14 protein-coding genes and 1 pseudogene are annotated in these 14,054 nt (G+C 67.5%); 1 reads left to right on the forward strand and 14 read right to left on the reverse strand.

Annotated features, from left to right (window positions below):
* Nucleotides 1–106: 106 nt before the first annotated feature.
* From C5N14_RS23865 to C5N14_RS23915, 12 genes and pseudogenes are all read right to left on the reverse strand, one after another.
* Entirely contained in the window at nt 107–2,098 is a 1,992-nt protein-coding gene (locus tag C5N14_RS23865; RefSeq protein ID WP_117670839.1) for a DUF4209 domain-containing protein, read from the reverse strand.
* A gap of 220 nt (nt 2,099–2,318) precedes the next feature.
* Nucleotides 2,319–2,642 (reverse strand): annotated as a pseudogene (locus tag C5N14_RS23870) (winged helix-turn-helix domain-containing protein); the annotation flags it as partial.
* A 181-nt stretch (nt 2,643–2,823) separates the two neighbouring features.
* Nucleotides 2,824–4,779 (reverse strand): DUF3987 domain-containing protein, encoded by a 1,956-nt coding sequence (locus C5N14_RS23875; protein ID WP_117670840.1) that lies wholly within the window; start codon nt 4,777–4,779, stop codon nt 2,824–2,826.
* A 35-nt stretch (nt 4,780–4,814) separates the two neighbouring features.
* Nucleotides 4,815–5,117 carry a hypothetical protein gene (locus tag C5N14_RS23880; protein ID WP_117670841.1) on the reverse strand — a complete coding sequence of 101 codons (303 nt, stop codon included), beginning with the start codon at nt 5,115–5,117 and terminating at the stop codon, nt 4,815–4,817.
* The gene (locus C5N14_RS23885; protein WP_117670842.1) at nt 5,114–5,353 is read right to left on the reverse strand and encodes a hypothetical protein; all 240 of its coding nucleotides are present in this window, start codon (nt 5,351–5,353) and stop codon (nt 5,114–5,116) included. Before C5N14_RS23885 ends, C5N14_RS23880 begins: the two co-directional genes overlap by 4 nt.
* 147 nt (nt 5,354–5,500) lie before the next feature.
* Nucleotides 5,501–7,678, reverse strand: a complete 2,178-nt coding sequence (locus tag C5N14_RS23890) for a cell division protein FtsK (protein WP_117670843.1) — start codon at nt 7,676–7,678, stop codon at nt 5,501–5,503.
* 96 nt (nt 7,679–7,774) lie between these two features.
* Nucleotides 7,775–7,942 carry a hypothetical protein gene (locus tag C5N14_RS32360; protein ID WP_165878210.1) on the reverse strand — a complete coding sequence of 56 codons (168 nt, stop codon included), beginning with the start codon at nt 7,940–7,942 and terminating at the stop codon, nt 7,775–7,777.
* Between the two features lie 26 nt (nt 7,943–7,968).
* Nucleotides 7,969–8,436 carry a DUF3307 domain-containing protein gene (locus C5N14_RS23895; RefSeq protein ID WP_117670844.1) on the reverse strand — a complete coding sequence of 156 codons (468 nt, stop codon included), beginning with the start codon at nt 8,434–8,436 and terminating at the stop codon, nt 7,969–7,971.
* Between the two features lie 91 nt (nt 8,437–8,527).
* Nucleotides 8,528–9,322 carry an ABC transporter permease gene (locus C5N14_RS23900; protein ID WP_117670846.1) on the reverse strand — a complete coding sequence of 265 codons (795 nt, stop codon included), beginning with the start codon at nt 9,320–9,322 and terminating at the stop codon, nt 8,528–8,530.
* A complete protein-coding gene (locus C5N14_RS23905) occupies nt 9,319–9,528 on the reverse strand; it encodes a hypothetical protein (protein ID WP_117670848.1) in 210 nt (69 codons plus the stop codon). The genes C5N14_RS23900 and C5N14_RS23905 overlap by 4 nt, the downstream gene beginning before the upstream one ends.
* A 12-nt stretch (nt 9,529–9,540) precedes the next feature.
* Nucleotides 9,541–9,789 carry a DUF6284 family protein gene (locus C5N14_RS23910; RefSeq protein ID WP_165878211.1) on the reverse strand — a complete coding sequence of 83 codons (249 nt, stop codon included), beginning with the start codon at nt 9,787–9,789 and terminating at the stop codon, nt 9,541–9,543.
* Nucleotides 9,790–10,132: 343 nt separating this feature from the next.
* Complete coding sequence (locus tag C5N14_RS23915; RefSeq protein ID WP_117670852.1) at nt 10,133–10,375, reverse strand: helix-turn-helix domain-containing protein; 243 nt, start codon at nt 10,373–10,375, stop codon at nt 10,133–10,135.
* Between the two features lie 200 nt (nt 10,376–10,575).
* On the opposite strand from C5N14_RS23915, the gene C5N14_RS23920 reads away from it, so the two are divergent.
* Complete coding sequence (locus C5N14_RS23920) at nt 10,576–11,790, forward strand: hypothetical protein (protein WP_243639983.1); 1,215 nt, start codon at nt 10,576–10,578, stop codon at nt 11,788–11,790.
* On the opposite strand, the gene C5N14_RS23925 is transcribed toward C5N14_RS23920, so the two are convergent.
* Together C5N14_RS23925 and C5N14_RS23930 are read right to left on the reverse strand one after the other, a co-directional pair.
* Entirely contained in the window at nt 11,770–12,807 is a 1,038-nt protein-coding gene (locus C5N14_RS23925) for an NAD-dependent epimerase/dehydratase family protein (RefSeq protein ID WP_117670854.1), read from the reverse strand. The genes C5N14_RS23920 and C5N14_RS23925 overlap by 21 nt on opposite strands.
* Before the next feature lie 126 nt (nt 12,808–12,933).
* The gene (locus C5N14_RS23930; RefSeq protein ID WP_128763654.1) at nt 12,934–13,869 is read right to left on the reverse strand and encodes a hypothetical protein; all 936 of its coding nucleotides are present in this window, start codon (nt 13,867–13,869) and stop codon (nt 12,934–12,936) included.
* Nucleotides 13,870–14,054 lie beyond the last annotated feature (185 nt).

Genomic DNA, 14,054 nt, shown 5'->3' on the forward strand with positions numbered 1-14,054 from the left:
TCCATGGTTTATCGGCGACCGAGTCGTGCCGGCGGTGGGCCGATGCGTCGGTCACCGGTGGCTAGGTGGTGGGTGATTGGGTGGTCGCCATGGCGGGAGGGGTTGCTCAGTTGCTCTCGTCCCCTGGCCGCGGAGCATCTGCATCCTCTACCTCGCCGGAGACGCCGGCCGGTCTTTCGCCTACCCGATCCTCCTGAACTTGCTCACTGCGCTGATCGGAGTCCAAATCTTTGTTCGCCTCTGGCGTCGCTCCTTGCGCTCGCATCTGGAACACCGAGTGAGCGACGATGCGGAGGCATAGCCACCAAGCGTATACCGCACTATGGCTCCAGACCTCAGCGTCGGTCGCAAGGCCGTGAGCCAAATTGTTCCGGAGATTCGGACCCTGTTGCTCGCAAAGCAGGGTGCGTAGCTCAAGGGCTAGGCCGGGCCCGAGAAAATCAATCGCCTCGGGCATCCTCAGGAGCGCCGATAGCCCCTTCTCGGTCTCCACTCCCATTTCATCAACAAGTAACGTGTAGGCGCCGTTCCGCTTCAACCCCTGGCGCACCAATTGTTCAAGCTGAGGGACTAGAATGAAGGCGGATGAAGCAAAATCGCCATTAAGGCCATGCCATAGGCCTAGAGCCCACAGTGCCTCCTGGCTTGCAGGGACAAATGGACACTCCTGGCATATCCCTAAAAGATTGGACTTGCTGTATTGGTGTTCCATAACGATCATTGCGTGTGCAGGCAAGATCCGACCTTGGCTTGCGATCTGGACCCGCATACCCAATTCTCGCACTACCTCGGACCATATCGCTGGATCCACCGCATCTGGATCCGTAACTACTTGGCTTCCGGATGGCTTGTCCACAGATGAACTTCCGGCGTTGGAGGCAACCTTGCGGCCATCGTGCGCGAAAGTGGAGCTACTGAATAATCGCGCAATGCTGCCACGGACCCGCTCCGTAGCCGAGGCAAAGACTTGCTCAGGATTAACGATCGGGTAAATGCTGCCGAGGCGCGCAAGGGCTTCAAGCGGTTCGGCACCCCGGACGGCCGCACGTGCACTCTCAATGTAGTCAGTGAGATCGATTCCTTCACTCTCGATTGCGACCATCTCGTCGAGGGAGTTAAGGCGGTTCTCCTCCAACAGTTTACGCAACTCGGCCAGTCGAGTATCAAGACCTGCGGCCACCCGATAACTATTAGGCAACGAGGTAAGGGTGGCTACCGCCTTTTCAAGGAAGTGGCTGGCAATCATGGCGCTGGGCGACCCACCGCAGAGTCGCTGCTGCGCCTCTGCGGCATAGGCCTCTGCCACCGCAGCTTGGCATTGGTTGGCGGCTTCGGCGTCCGCGATGCGCTTATACCAACTAACAGCTTGGCGGTTGAGTGCTCGCGCCAAACGCTGATCTCCATTGCCTGCGGCGTCTGCGGCTAGAGACCGGCAGTGGTCTGCTACCGAACGCCTGTCAGTCGGATTTAGGGCGCGTATGCCAAGAAGGAGGGCCGAAATTTGTACGGTTAGGAACGAGTCAGGAACGCTCGCAGCTAGGATCCTCGTCTTGAGTGCCTCGCTCATTTCCTCGACGCGTCGACGCTCTGCCCTTCCTCTCCGTAGCCCTAACTCCAAAGCGCGCCGCCACGACTCCTCGCCGTCGTGATACCACGACGATGCCTCTAGCGGACTTTCGCGATACGCATCGATGGCTGTAGCCAGCAGGGCACCGTCTCTGCGATCACCATAAGTCCAGGCTATATCGGCTACGCGCGCACGGAGCCCTGCATGCTCTACGAGGGGCGCCAAGCTCGCTAGTACCCTCAGTTGATTAGCAGTGAGGTCCGATGGCATGGCCGAGCGATGAGTAGAGGTCTGAATCATGGGAGCGAAAGGATCGAGCCAATTGTCGGGCACCAGCATGGGAGAAGTGGCGATTGCCAGCGCGTCGAGGACCAGTCGCTTGAACTCCCCGACTTCGACCTCCCGCGCCGCTGCTTGAAAGCGAAATGACATCGAGCTGATATTGGAGTCTCCGCTGGCCTCGACTATGGAGTTCCACCAGCTAGGGTCAATCAGCTCTGACGTGGAGGTTGGACTTTCTGATTCGGCCATGACTTACCAATCGTTCGCGATTCCACTGCCGGAACGGCATTTCACGTTAGCAAATCCGACTTGGCGCTGGCATCCTAAATTCGGCCGTCCAGGCTTCGGCCGTCCAGGCGTCCATGCCAGCTGCACGAACCGCCCTGTCGGAGAAGCCGGCCAGGACGAGCGAGGATCTGGTCCACGAACTCCGCGATCGTATGTCGTACCGCCGTCGCGTTTTCGGCCGTTACTCGGCACCTGCCACGGTCGCGCGGCGATGTCGGGCAACACTCACCAGACCTTCCGACGTCAGCAGCGCCAGGGCGCGGTGAGCGGTGCCGACCGAGACGCCATGCGCCGCAGCCAGCTCGGTAACCGCGGGGACTTGGTCACCGGGCCGCAGCTGACCCTCCGCGATCTGCTCGCGCAGCTCTCCGGCGATCGTCTGGTAGGGGTTGCTCGCCACGGTTCGCTGCGTCGGCGCGACCGGGCGCGACGGCATTCGGGCGGCCAGTGTCCCGGCGGCCCGCTGGTCGGACTCAGACAGCCACGCGGCGTAAACCCGGAGAGTCCATGCCGGCGTTGCCGTCCATCCCGGCCTGCTGAGAGACCAGTGGGACGACGAGAGCGGTCGCCTCTCGCGGCAGTGGGTGGGCGTGGCGGTAGCAGTCGGGCGCTGGTCTAAATGGCGGGAATGGCAGAAACCCCGACCAAACGGGGTTTCTGCCATTGCGGCCATTTAGACCAGGAGGCTATGCGGGTCTACGGCCTGTCGTCGCGGGTAGGGCGTGGACGGTGCCGGCGGCCTGGTGCACGTCGGGGTGGACGAGGAACACGGGCGACGGGGGCCGTCCGGCGCCGGTGCGGGCGGGTGGGTCGAGTTGGCGCAGGTACCCGTGAATTTCCAGTAGGGACAGCACAGGGTCGAGGTCAGCGGCGGTGGGGATCTGGCTGCGGACGGACCGGTACAGCTCCTTCTTGGTGAAGGTCGTTGAGCCGGTGCGCTCGATCCAGGCGAGCACGAGCCGGGCGTACCGGGTGCTCTTGTCGGTGCCCATGTCGTCGAAGGCGGCCAGGGCGTGAGCGGCGAAGTATTCGCCGAGCAGTGCGGCCCGCTCGATGGTCTCGGCCGTGACGGGTTTGCCCCAGCCGTCGCGCAGGTGTTCGGCGAGGTGGATCAGCCCGGCGAGGCGGACCACTGCGCCGGTGTACTTGCTGCCCCAGTCCACGACGTGTCCCCAGGCGCCGCCGGGGGCAAGGCGTGGTTCAACGGCCCTTTCGATGTCCAGTACCCGTTCGTTGGCTTCCGGGGTGAGTGGGAGCACGGCCGGGTCGGTCCATTCGGCGAGGCTGGCGACCAAGGTGCCGAGGTTGGCGGCGTAAGCGGTGGCGATGTGCTCGGGTACCGGGTCGGCGCCGATCTTTCGGCGGCCGACGGTGTTCTCGGGGAGGCTGAACAGGATGCGGGCGAGCAGGCCCTTGCCTCGGAAGCCGGGCATGTCGGCGATGTCGCGCAGCACGTCGGGCTGTACGGCCAGGCCGAGGGTGAGGGCGGGGTGTTCGACGTGTTCGGGGGCGCGGGAGCGGCGGTTGACGCGCAGCATGTCCCCGGCGTGGCCTTTCAAGAACACTTCGAGGTTGGGGGTGCCGGAGTAGCGGCCGGCGATCGTGGCGAAGATCCCGCCTTCCGGGGAGAGGACGGCGAGGCGTCCGCCTTGCTCGGCGAGTAGGGAGGCGGCTTCTTCGCTGGTGACGTCGTCGGCGACCAGTTGGGGTAGGACGGGGACGGTGACGGCGTCGGCGTTCATCGCGGCGGCGGTCGCTTCGGCAAGCAGGGTGTCTCGGCCAGAGGTGTCGGCGTTCGCGGCGGCGATGGCGGCTTTCTCCGCCGCTTTGCCGGCGACGCGGGCGGCGAGTTCGGCTTCCACGATCGCCGGTTTGGTCCGCTCGACAAGGGATTTCTCGGCGGCGAGCAGCGGCCCGGTCATGGCGGCGAACACGGCTGACTTGCGGGAGCCGGGCGGCAACACCACGACGGTGAACAGGTTCGTTGGCTCGCGCCAGGAGCCGCGTACCTCTACTTCGGCGCGGCCTCCGGCGGCGGTGGACAGGGCGGCCAGGGCGATGCAGCCGGCGAGGTCGATGGGGGTTTGGGTGAACTCGGCGACGGCGTAGACGTGCTCGGCGACCCACTCGGGCAGCACGTAGGCCGGGAACTCGGGGAGGTGTCGGCGGTCGCCGAGCGGGATTAGCGGTGCCCATTGAGTGCCGGTGGCGGCGTGGTCGAGCATCGCGCGGCCGGTGGCGAGGATGTCGGCGACGTCGGCGCCCTGGTCGGCTTTCTCGGCGAAGTAGGTGCCGAGGTCGGCGACCTGGCGGCGGCGGGCGTGGTCGGCGACGATCCGGGCGTAGTGGCCGGCGTTCGCGGTGGTGGGCACGGCGGCAATGAGGGTGTGCAGGTAGGGGGCGCCGCCGACCTTGGCGAGGTCGCCGGTTGCGGCGAGTCGGGCGGCCAGGGCGATCGGGTCGACGGGTTCGCCGGCGGCGTGCATCGCGCAGAGCGTTTCCCACAGTCGGCCGTGAGCGGGCCGGTGGAAGTCGGCCGGGGTGAGCGTCGCGGCGAGGTCGGCGACGACGGACGGGCTGAGCAGCGCAGCGCCGATCACGGCCTGCTCGGAGGCGTGGTCGTGCGCGGGCGGTCGGGTCACGATGATGTGCTCCTGTCGTGGGTCGGGAGGGCGAGTCAGGCGACGGTGCGGCCGGGGCACGGCCGGCGGATCGCGGCGGCGCGGGTCACCAGGTCGCGCAGGCCGGCGAGCAGGGTGCCGAGCTGGCGGCGGGCGGCCGGGTCGACGTCGGCCAGGGCGACCCGTACGCGGATCTCGGCGTGCTCGCGGCCGTCGCTGGCGCGTACGCGGACGAGAACGGCCCGTGCATGGCCGGGCAGGTCGACCAGGATTTCGTCGGAGCGGTGTTCGCCGAGGTTGCAGCGGTGGTCTCGGGCGCACCACCCGGTGTGCCGTTGGCTGCCGGGGCGGCGCTTCACTGGTTGCCTGCCCGGTACTCGGCCCGCATGTACTCGGCGATGCGGCGGCCGATACGGACGCGGTGGCCGGTGCCCTCGCAGCGGCGGCAGTCGCGCCGGGTACCGATGGCGGTGCGGTGGTTGCGGCGGCCCCGGCAGCGGCGGCAGCGCCCCCACGGGGCGATGGCGCACAGGATCAGGTACCACACTGCGTAACCGAAGGTGGCGAGGCTAGCGAGCAGGGCGATGGTGGTCACGAAACGCCTCCACGAGCCGGTTTGAGGATGCGGAGGGCTGACGCCGCTAGTGGCTAGGGCGCTGGCCAGGGTTGGGATTGGTCGCTAGCGGGGGTGCTAGGTCTAGCGGGGAGTGCCGCTAGACCTAGCAACCACACGCTGTCCGGGTTAGGCGGCTTTGTCGCCGCGCCGCTTGTTACGCTCCGCCACCGCATCGGCGATGTGGGCGCGTTCTATGCCGCGCCGGTTCGCGCCCTTGCCGGTCGTGGGGTCGGTGCCCCATACCTGCCCCGTGGTGATGCCGTACGGCTTGAGCGCGGCCGTCAGCTGATCGCGGGTCAGGTCTCCGTACGCGTCGGCGTTCAGCTCGGCGAGCCGCTCGGTCAGCGTCTCCGCCCACACCTTCGGCTCCGTCGCGGGAACGACGGTGAGGATGTCGTCCAAGAGGGTGTCCCGGCGCACGGCCGGGGTCGGTGCGGCCTGTCCGATGGCGTGGCCGGTCAGGGTGCCGGCTGCTTCGCGTAGGGCGCGTGCCCGGTCGGTGATCTTCTCGGCGGTGGGGCCGTCGACGTAGAAGGTGCGGACGATCTGTGCGTCGTCGGCGGCGCCGACGAGGTAGCCGACGCCCTTGTCCTTCTTGGCGAACATGGTTGCCCGGATGCCGTTCTTGTACGCCGAGGTGCCAAGGATCATGTCGTTTTCGATTTGACCCATGACCCGCAGGCAGAACCGCGTACCCGCGTTCGCGCTGACGCCGGTGGGTAGGCTCTTGGCGTCGGGCCGCTGGGTGGCCACGACGAGGATGACGCCCAGGGCGCGACCGAGCTTGATGACCTTCTCGGCCAGCTCTCCGGCTTCCTTGCCGAACTCCGGGTGAGAGAACAGTTCCTGCACCTCGTCCAGAGCGACAACGAGCCAGTGCAGACCGAGCTTGCGGCGGCGGGCCAGTTCGGGGGTGACCTTGTTGTCCGGGCACACCGCCTTCGGCAGGCCCTTGATGACGGCGGCGCGGCGCTGGCACTCCTTGCGCAGCTCCCGCAGGGCGATCAGGCCCTCTTCGGCGGTGTCGTCGTCCTGCCCCGACGCATACCGCGCCGAAACCTTCTCCAACGGGTCGAGTCCGCCGGTGCCCTTGAAGTCGAAGCACCACAGTTCCGCGTACGGGTCCAGCGCCGCCGCGAGCATGGGAACCTGCGTGGCGGCAGTCTTGCCGTAGCCGGGAATCGACCCGATGAGCAGGTTCGTGTACGGCAGGTCGAAGGTGATGATCCGGCCGCGTGGGTCGGTGCCGAACGGCACCGGCTTGGCGAGGTCGAAACCGCCGGACGCCTTGAGCAGCGGCCAGGCAGCCGGCTTCGCGGCGGCCATGTCCTGATCTCCGACCCACAGCAGCAGTCGGCCGGGGTGCACCTCCGGCTGCCCCTCCGGCCACACACAGCCCAGAGGCCGGGTGAGGCCGGCGGCGAGCCGGTCGCGCCGCTCGATGACGTCCCCGGCGGTTACGCCCGGCGGTAGGTCGATGTCGGCCCGCCACCCCGGCCCGTCGCGGGTGATCGGGGCGGTGAAGGCGATAGCGCGGTTGCCCTGCTTGGCGATGGCCTGGGTGATGCCGGAGATGCCGAGCACCGCCAGGGCGCGCACCACCACGTCGGAGGTGAGCCGGGCGACCCGAGGCACGACCACGGCGGTGTCGAGCAGCGGCTTGTCGGCCGGCTGACCGAACATCCCGCACAGCGTCACCAGCAGCGCCAGCACGGCCCACCGCGCCCACTCCGGCGCGAGAGCGACTGCCACGCCACCGGCCAGGGCGATGGCGAGGGTGAAAGTGGCGACGATGCCGCGCCACCGCACTCGCCGGTCACGCTGACGGGACAGCTTGAGGTAGTCCTCGGCATTCTCTCGGCGGACGGTGGCCTGTCGGACCGGTTCGCCTTCCCAGTCGAACAGCCACCGGGTCGCCCCGGACAGCATCCGCCACGCGCCGGCCGGAGCACGCAGCGCCAACTTGCCGGCGTACTTCGGAGTGCGGGTGGCGTGGTAGGCGGTGGTGTGCAGGAGGTGCCCAACCGCCCACCGCATCGTGTCGCGCAGTTCGGCGCGCGAGCGCAGCCAGGCTGGCAGGATCGGACGCCGCTGACCGGTGCGTACGCCGTCGAGGGTGAACCGCGGCGTGCGCTGCGCGGCCGGGGAGTCGACCAGCAGCGGCCCGCCGTCGTCGGGGTCGGTGTTGATGCGGGCGGTACGGGCGGCGTCCAGGTCGACCACGTTCGCGTCGGGGGTATCTCCGGTCAGGTCGCGCTCGGCGGCCCGCCAGTCGAATCGGTCGTCGTCTTGGGGGGACGTCATGTTGGGTGTTCCTCCATCTGGGGTTGTGGCGGTGGGGAAGGGCCGGCGGCGCGGCGCAGGTTGGTAGCCAGGTGGCCGCGCCGCCGGGCAGCAGGGTCAGTTCTTGACGGAGATGCGGTTGCCGCAGTTGCCGCAGGTGGCCTGGGTGCGCTGGTTGTTGGCGCTGATGTCGCGCCAGCTGGTCTCGTTGCCGCAGGCCGGGCACCACAACTGCTTGCCGCCGCTGCTGACGCGTCCGGCGCTGCCGATCGAGATGCTTGCCATCAGGGGATCTCCTTCGGTGAGGGTGGTCAGGCGGCGCAGAACAGGGCGGCGATGAACAGCCAGCCGATGTGCCACGACTGGTCCAGGGCGTAGGCCCCGGTGCCCAAGCTCGGGTTGTCGTCGCGGCCGGGGCGGGGTGCGCCGAGGGTGTAGAAGTCGGCCGAGCCGAGAGCGGCGGCGATCCGGCGAAGCGGGGTGCGCCGGTCGGCGATGTAGTGGGTGACCGCCGAGATAGTCAGCCCGACCGCCACACCCCACGGGTCGAGCCGCAGGCCGGTGCCGGCGATCAGGAACACCAGCGCCAGGCCGGCGGTGGCGGTGTAGGCGGCGACGTGGGCGGCGCAGGCGATGCGGCCGGTCCAGCCGGGCTGACCCTTGCAGTCGGCCTGGTGCTGGGTCTGCACCCAGTGGTCGGCGACCTGGTGGGCGACGTAGAGGGCGACGAACACGGCAGCGAACGCGGCAGCGTGGCGGCCGGTGGGATCTGCGAACATGGGTGGTCTCTCCCGAGGTCGTTGGCTGAGGGGTGGAGGGCCGGCGGCGCGGCGCAGGTTGGTAGCCAGGTGGCCGCGCCGCCGGGCGGCGCTAGTCGTGCGTCCGGACGAGGTGTGCCAGGGCGGCGCCCATGCCGAGCACCCCGACCGGCAGGCAGGCCACGGCGGTGGTGATCCACCACGGGGCCGACGTGACCCCGGCCGCAACCAAGAGGTGGTACGCGACCTGGCCGAGCGCGCCGACGAGCAGCGAGGCGATGGCCGACCACTTGGCGAACCGGCGGGCCAGGTCCGGCACCCGACCGGACAGCCACACATAGAGGGCGTATGCGCCGTACGTCTCGACCCCGATCGGCAGGGTGATCGCGGAGTTGATGGAGAAGCTGTCCCAGATGCCCGGCAGCGGGTGCACCACCCCGAACCCGGTGAGTCCGCCGAGTCCGACCCACCCGGACCAGATCGCCACGAACGCGGGCAGCGCCAGCAGCACCACCGGCCACACCACCGCCCGCCGGTTGTCCGGCGAGTCGGCCGGAATCGCCTCGGTCGCGATGTTGGTGCCCAGGTCTGCGACGGGTGCTGCCTGCTCCGACAGGACCGGCGGGATGCCGTCGCCGGCCGGCGGCAGGTCCGGTGCCGGGACCGGGTCAGCGATCGGGTCCGGGACGCTGTCGGCCGGGTCGGTGGTGGGCTCGGTGGTGGCCCGGGGGGCGTCGGTGCGGGCGAGAGCGGCGAGGATCGCGTCAGCCTTCGGACCACCCACCCGCAGTTCCTTCTTGATGCGGTTGCGCGACGGGATCTCGCCGAGCTGGTCGGCCAGGTCGCGGGCGGCGGGGATCAGGTCTTCGACCGGCCGGGGGAAGGCCGACAGCGTGGGGGCGGTCATGACAGGTGTCCCTCCGATACGTCTATGCCGTAGATGAGCGAGAACAGGGCTTGTTGCAGGTCCACCAGGTCCGCTCCGCACCCGTCGTACGGCTCGGCCATCGCCGGGTAGCCGTGCGCGGCGAGCACCTGGGCCACGTCCAGCGCCAGACCGAACGTGAAGCGGGGGTCGTCAGCGGGGCGGGGGATCGGGTAGCGACGGCTCATGTCGCTACCCGCCTACGCGGCCCGGCCGTCGGCCGAGCGAACGGCGAGCAGGGCACGCGCCTCACGCAGCACCCGGCGCTGCGCCCGACGAAGCCGCTGCCAGTCCAACTCGGTCGGGCCGGCGTCGCTGGTCAGTACGACGATCTGCGCGTCGAGCAACAGAACCTCGGCCTCGATCAGCGGCAATTCCTGCTCAATCTCGGAGAGTTCAGCGGCGTTCGGCTCGACGTCGGGGGAGTGGTTCGCCTCAGTCACTTGCATGTCCCTTCTGACTGGTCAGGCGCTCTAGATGCGCGCCTTGGTTGCGCAACAAGGTAGCGATACGCGGGTCTGTTGCGCAAGGGGGTAGCGGTATGTTGGTCCGATGAGTGATGCGCGAGACGAGCTGTCAGCAGCTACAAGGCGATATCGGCGTACCGAAGCTGCTCACGAGGCCGCACGCGATGCGGTGGTGGCGGCGGTGGTTGCGGCACTCCGTGATGGCGTCGGTCCGGCTGAGGTCGAGCGGCTGTCGCCGTTCAGCGGTGCCTACGTCCGGAAGCTCGCTCGTGAGCACAACGTCCCGCCTGCGCCGCCAGGACCAAAGCGGGCCGCCCGGTAGCGGTCACCCGGCAGGCCGCAACGCGTAGTTGCTGGCGTCCACCAGGCCGTACGCCAGCGCGGATGCCTCCATGTCGTCGATGGCGCGTGCCGGAATCACGAAGCGGCCACGGACCTTGATGGCGGGGAACTGGCCGGCGTGAATCGCCCGGTAGAGGGTCACCTCCGACATGCCGAGAATCGTTGCGGTGTCCGCGACCGACCGGAACCGAGGGCGGTCGTTCTTGGCGGCGAGGGGTTCAGCCACGGGAGTCTCCTCAGTAGTCTGTGCTTGGCGTTCCGTCCGGCTTGCTGGGACCCAGTGAAGTCGAAAAGGAGCGGAGCGCCCATGCAAAGCCAGTGCAACGCTCGGCAATCCGATGCAACTTGCAAGCTCGGGAGACCACGGTGGCGACGGTAGATCGCTGGACAGGCAGTCTCGCTTGTTCGCTTCAAGCTGCCGCCGGAATGACGAACGAAGGGTTCGCCGGGTGGCTGGGAATCGCGACAAGGACGGTCGCGTACTGGCATAGTCGGCCCGACACCATTCCCGGGAATGCTAACCAAGACGTGCTTAATGCCGCCTTGGACCGTGTCGCGGATTCGGCTCGCTCCCGGTTCTTCGAAATGCTCAGCGCGAGGCGCCCGGAGGGAAATGCTGGCAGCGGCGGCAGTGTTGTTAATGCTGTGAGCGCTGCTGCCGACTCGGTCGCCAATGATTCCCTGCTGCTGAGCCTGGCCCTGCCACACGACTCTATCGAGTCCTTGCAGGAAGACGTTAGGTTGCTCGCCCGGTCGGGAGGCATGGCAGCCTTCGATGTCTTCAGCAGCGCCCGCTGGCTGCGGGACGAGGCAAGGGCTTTGGTGGAGCGCACGCGTCGGCCCGTCGAGTTGGCCGACCTCTACGTGGTTATTGGCCAGAGTGCTTCCCTGATGGCCTCCACCGCATTCGATCTCGGGCACTGGAACGAATCGGCGGCGCTGGCCAGGGCATCGACGCAATACGCCGACTTGGCCGGACATGCGTCATTGAAGGCGTGGACCTATGGCCTGCAAATGACGCTGGCAAACTGGCGTAACGAGCCTGACTCCGCGCTGAGCTACTTTGCTCGGGCCATGCGAACGGCACCGGAGGGCGAGCCGAGACTGAGGCTTCGCTACGTCGCTGCCCGCTCTCACGCTCTGCTTGCCGACTCCGATTCGGTCGCGGCCGTTTTGGAGGCGGCCCAGCGAGACAGAGAGGCGGCGGCGGACCGACCCGACGAACTTGCCACCGTTACCGGCGGAGAGTTCGCATTCGGCGACGCGCGGGCGGCGGCATGTGCCGCGGCGGCATGGCTTGACCTCCGCAACGGTGAACAGGCCGCGAGGTACGCCCGAGAGGCGTTGCAGGTGTACGAGGCGTTGCCGTCGCCCAGGCGGCCGTACTCGCAGATCAACGGGACGCAGATCGACGTGGCCGCTGCGCACCTCCACATGCGAGACAAGGACGGTGCAGCCGAAGCACTGCGTACCGTCTTGGACCTGCCGCCGCAGAAGCGCAATGTCTCGCTGACTGGCCGGCTGTCGCGGATCGAGCGCCTGCTGAGCCAGTCGCCGTGGGACCGCGATGGGGACGCGCGCCAGCTTGCCGAGCGCGTCTCGGTCTGGCTGTCGGAAACCTCAGCGCGCCCGCTGACCTGACTGCTGCCGCCAGGCGGCCAACACCTGGGCTTCCCTCTCCGGGCTGATGCCGATCTCGGCGGCCCGGTCGTGGTTGCTGACTTCGCCGCTCTCCACCATCCACCGCCAGGTGTCGCGGACGGTCAGGGAGAGCGGCCGACAACGGAGGCCGGCAGCCTGAGCCTTGGCTGTGTCGACGCGCCACACGCCGTCGAACGTGCGCCAGAGTGGCAGTTCGGACCACTGCCGGACGCCTTGGCTGAGCAACACCTCGTCGGGCACCCAGTCGAAGGAGGCGTCAGCACGGGTCGCGTGGGCGCAGTCCGCCAGTAGTCCGCCGAAGGTGGCGCCGTCCACCGGGGCAGAGACGTTGAAGGCGCCGGAGGATTCTTCGGTGATGGTGTGAAGTGCGAACGCGGCCAGGTCGCGCACGTCGACCGGCTGAATCGTGCGGTCGGGGGAGCCGGGGGCCAGGACGTCTCCACCAGCAGCCACCCGGCGCAGCCACCACGGCAGGCGGCCGACGTACTCGCGCGGGCCGAGCACGACACCGGGGCGCAGGATCGTGGTCCGGTCAGCTCCGAACGCGGCGGCGGCTGCTGCCTCGCAGCCGGACTTCTGGTAGCCGTACTGCGTCGGTCCGTCCTCGGTGTCGGTGCCGTAGTCCGGGCCGGCGTCCGGCGGGCAGTAGAGCACCTCGGACCGCTCGCTGAGCGGCTTCAGCGGCCAGTCCCGATAGACGCTGACCGTCGACATGAAGACGTAGCGACTGGCGACAGGAGCGAGCGTACGGGCCACGTCGAGAGTGTTCCTCGGCACGTATCCCGAGGTGTCGACCACGGCATCCCAAGGGCCGGCAGCAGCGAGGGCGGCGACATCCTCCGGACAGGTTCGATCACCCCGGATGGGCCGCACAGCCTCCAGGAAGGGATCCGAAGTGCCCCGATTGAACGTCGTCACCTCCCAGCCGGCATCGAGCGCAGTCGTGACGATCGAGTGTCCTACGAACCAGGTTCCGCCGAGCACCAGCAAACGCATGGGCCCATCATGCCGAGCAGGGCGATCGCCCAGTCGCGGAGGGTGCGGGCAGCTACAGTAATAGCAGGGGGCCGTAGAAATGCCCACGATTCCTCTGCACCCTCGGCCGTCGCTGACGACCAGCAGTCAGCTCTCTTCGCTGATGATCTGGCGCCATCGGCCAGGATCGTTAAGTCTTTGCAGTCGGAGCGCCTCATCGTGGTAAAAGCTACGGGCCTCACTCTCGGTTTCGCAAACCAACTGGTCGCTACGGGGGTCTGTGGCCACGATGTACCAACTGCCATAGCTGGATCCGTTAGGGAACTTACCCAGAGTGATCTGGAACGACTTTTCGGGATCGGCGGCAACGAACTCCCATTGAGCTAGGGGCGTAAGATCCTGAACTGTTTTCGACAGGTTGGAGAAGAATTCCTCGGCCCGGTCGATCTGCCACCAATCTAGGTCGTCGGGTCCGACAAGTAAGTATGCAGCCAGAATGCGGGACGCTTTCGATAGGCCGTATCCCGCGGGCAGGTCCGGCTCACCCCCGACAAAATCCCAGAACGTGCCAAATTTGGGTCCTAGTTCGAGTACGTCAAGCCTGCCCGACATAAGCTCTTGGCGGACTGGAGCGATGAAATCTAGCCACCCTATGCCGTCGCGGTTGAGATTGAATCCCTCGGCATCCTCGCTGTAGAACATAAGCCGCAAAATAAGATCCTCGGCGTCGGTCTCCACCTGCACGCCTTCGTGGGAACCGCCAACCACGTATGGAGCGATGGTCTCTGCCGATAGCATTCGGCTGGGGATTCGGAAGGCGACCTGCCGGGGACCGGTGTTCTCGAAGTAGAGCCAGGCGTCAAAATTCTGCTCTATGAGATGCTCGACCGCCGATCGCTCCTCTGGCGTGACGACAGAGGTGGCGAAGGAAGTCGATGTGACCAGGGGGCCTCCGGGGAGCAATCTGAGCGCGGTTTGAGTCGCCTCATCGATCACGCGGCCGATCACCACTGCCTCGACATCGAGGAAGCGGCGGTAGGGACTCCGATGGCGACGCCTGTTCTGATACCTGCGGGTGCTCATTCGGCTTGCCTCAGATGCTTATCGAGCTGCACGTGCTCCTCCAGGTTCCGCATCGGACTGTCGCATCCTACGCGATGCCATTGGTGTCCGGTCCCTTGTACGTGAGCGCTGCAGGTCGGCGTCAGTGCGCGTGGCGGATGGGCGGATAACACACGACTTCAGGCGCGCGCAAACGGCAGTAATGC

The sequence above is a fragment of the Micromonospora sp. MW-13 genome, from assembly GCF_003434305.1.
In the GTDB taxonomy this organism is placed as follows: domain Bacteria; phylum Actinomycetota; class Actinomycetes; order Mycobacteriales; family Micromonosporaceae; genus Micromonospora.

Bases quoted from the DNA above. Each gene is read 5' to 3' on its own strand.
- C5N14_RS23865 (WP_117670839.1), bottom strand. From the start codon at position 2,098: ATGGCCGAATCAGAAAGTCCAACCTCCACGTCAGAGCTGATTGACCCT.
- C5N14_RS23890 (WP_117670843.1), bottom strand. From the start codon at position 7,678: ATGACGTCCCCCCAAGACGACGACCGATTCGACTGGCGGGCCGCCGAG.
- C5N14_RS32360 (WP_165878210.1), bottom strand. From the start codon at position 7,942: ATGGCAAGCATCTCGATCGGCAGCGCCGGACGCGTCAGCAGCGGCGGC.
- C5N14_RS23895 (WP_117670844.1), bottom strand. From the start codon at position 8,436: ATGTTCGCAGATCCCACCGGCCGCCACGCTGCCGCGTTCGCTGCCGTG.
- C5N14_RS23900 (WP_117670846.1), bottom strand. From the start codon at position 9,322: ATGACCGCCCCCACGCTGTCGGCCTTCCCCCGGCCGGTCGAAGACCTG.
- C5N14_RS23905 (WP_117670848.1), bottom strand. From the start codon at position 9,528: ATGAGCCGTCGCTACCCGATCCCCCGCCCCGCTGACGACCCCCGCTTC.
- C5N14_RS23910 (WP_165878211.1), bottom strand. From the start codon at position 9,789: ATGCAAGTGACTGAGGCGAACCACTCCCCCGACGTCGAGCCGAACGCC.
- C5N14_RS23920 (WP_243639983.1), top strand. From the start codon at position 10,576: ATGACGAACGAAGGGTTCGCCGGGTGGCTGGGAATCGCGACAAGGACG.
- C5N14_RS23925 (WP_117670854.1), bottom strand. From the start codon at position 12,807: ATGCGTTTGCTGGTGCTCGGCGGAACCTGGTTCGTAGGACACTCGATC.
- C5N14_RS23930 (WP_128763654.1), bottom strand. From the start codon at position 13,869: ATGAGCACCCGCAGGTATCAGAACAGGCGTCGCCATCGGAGTCCCTAC.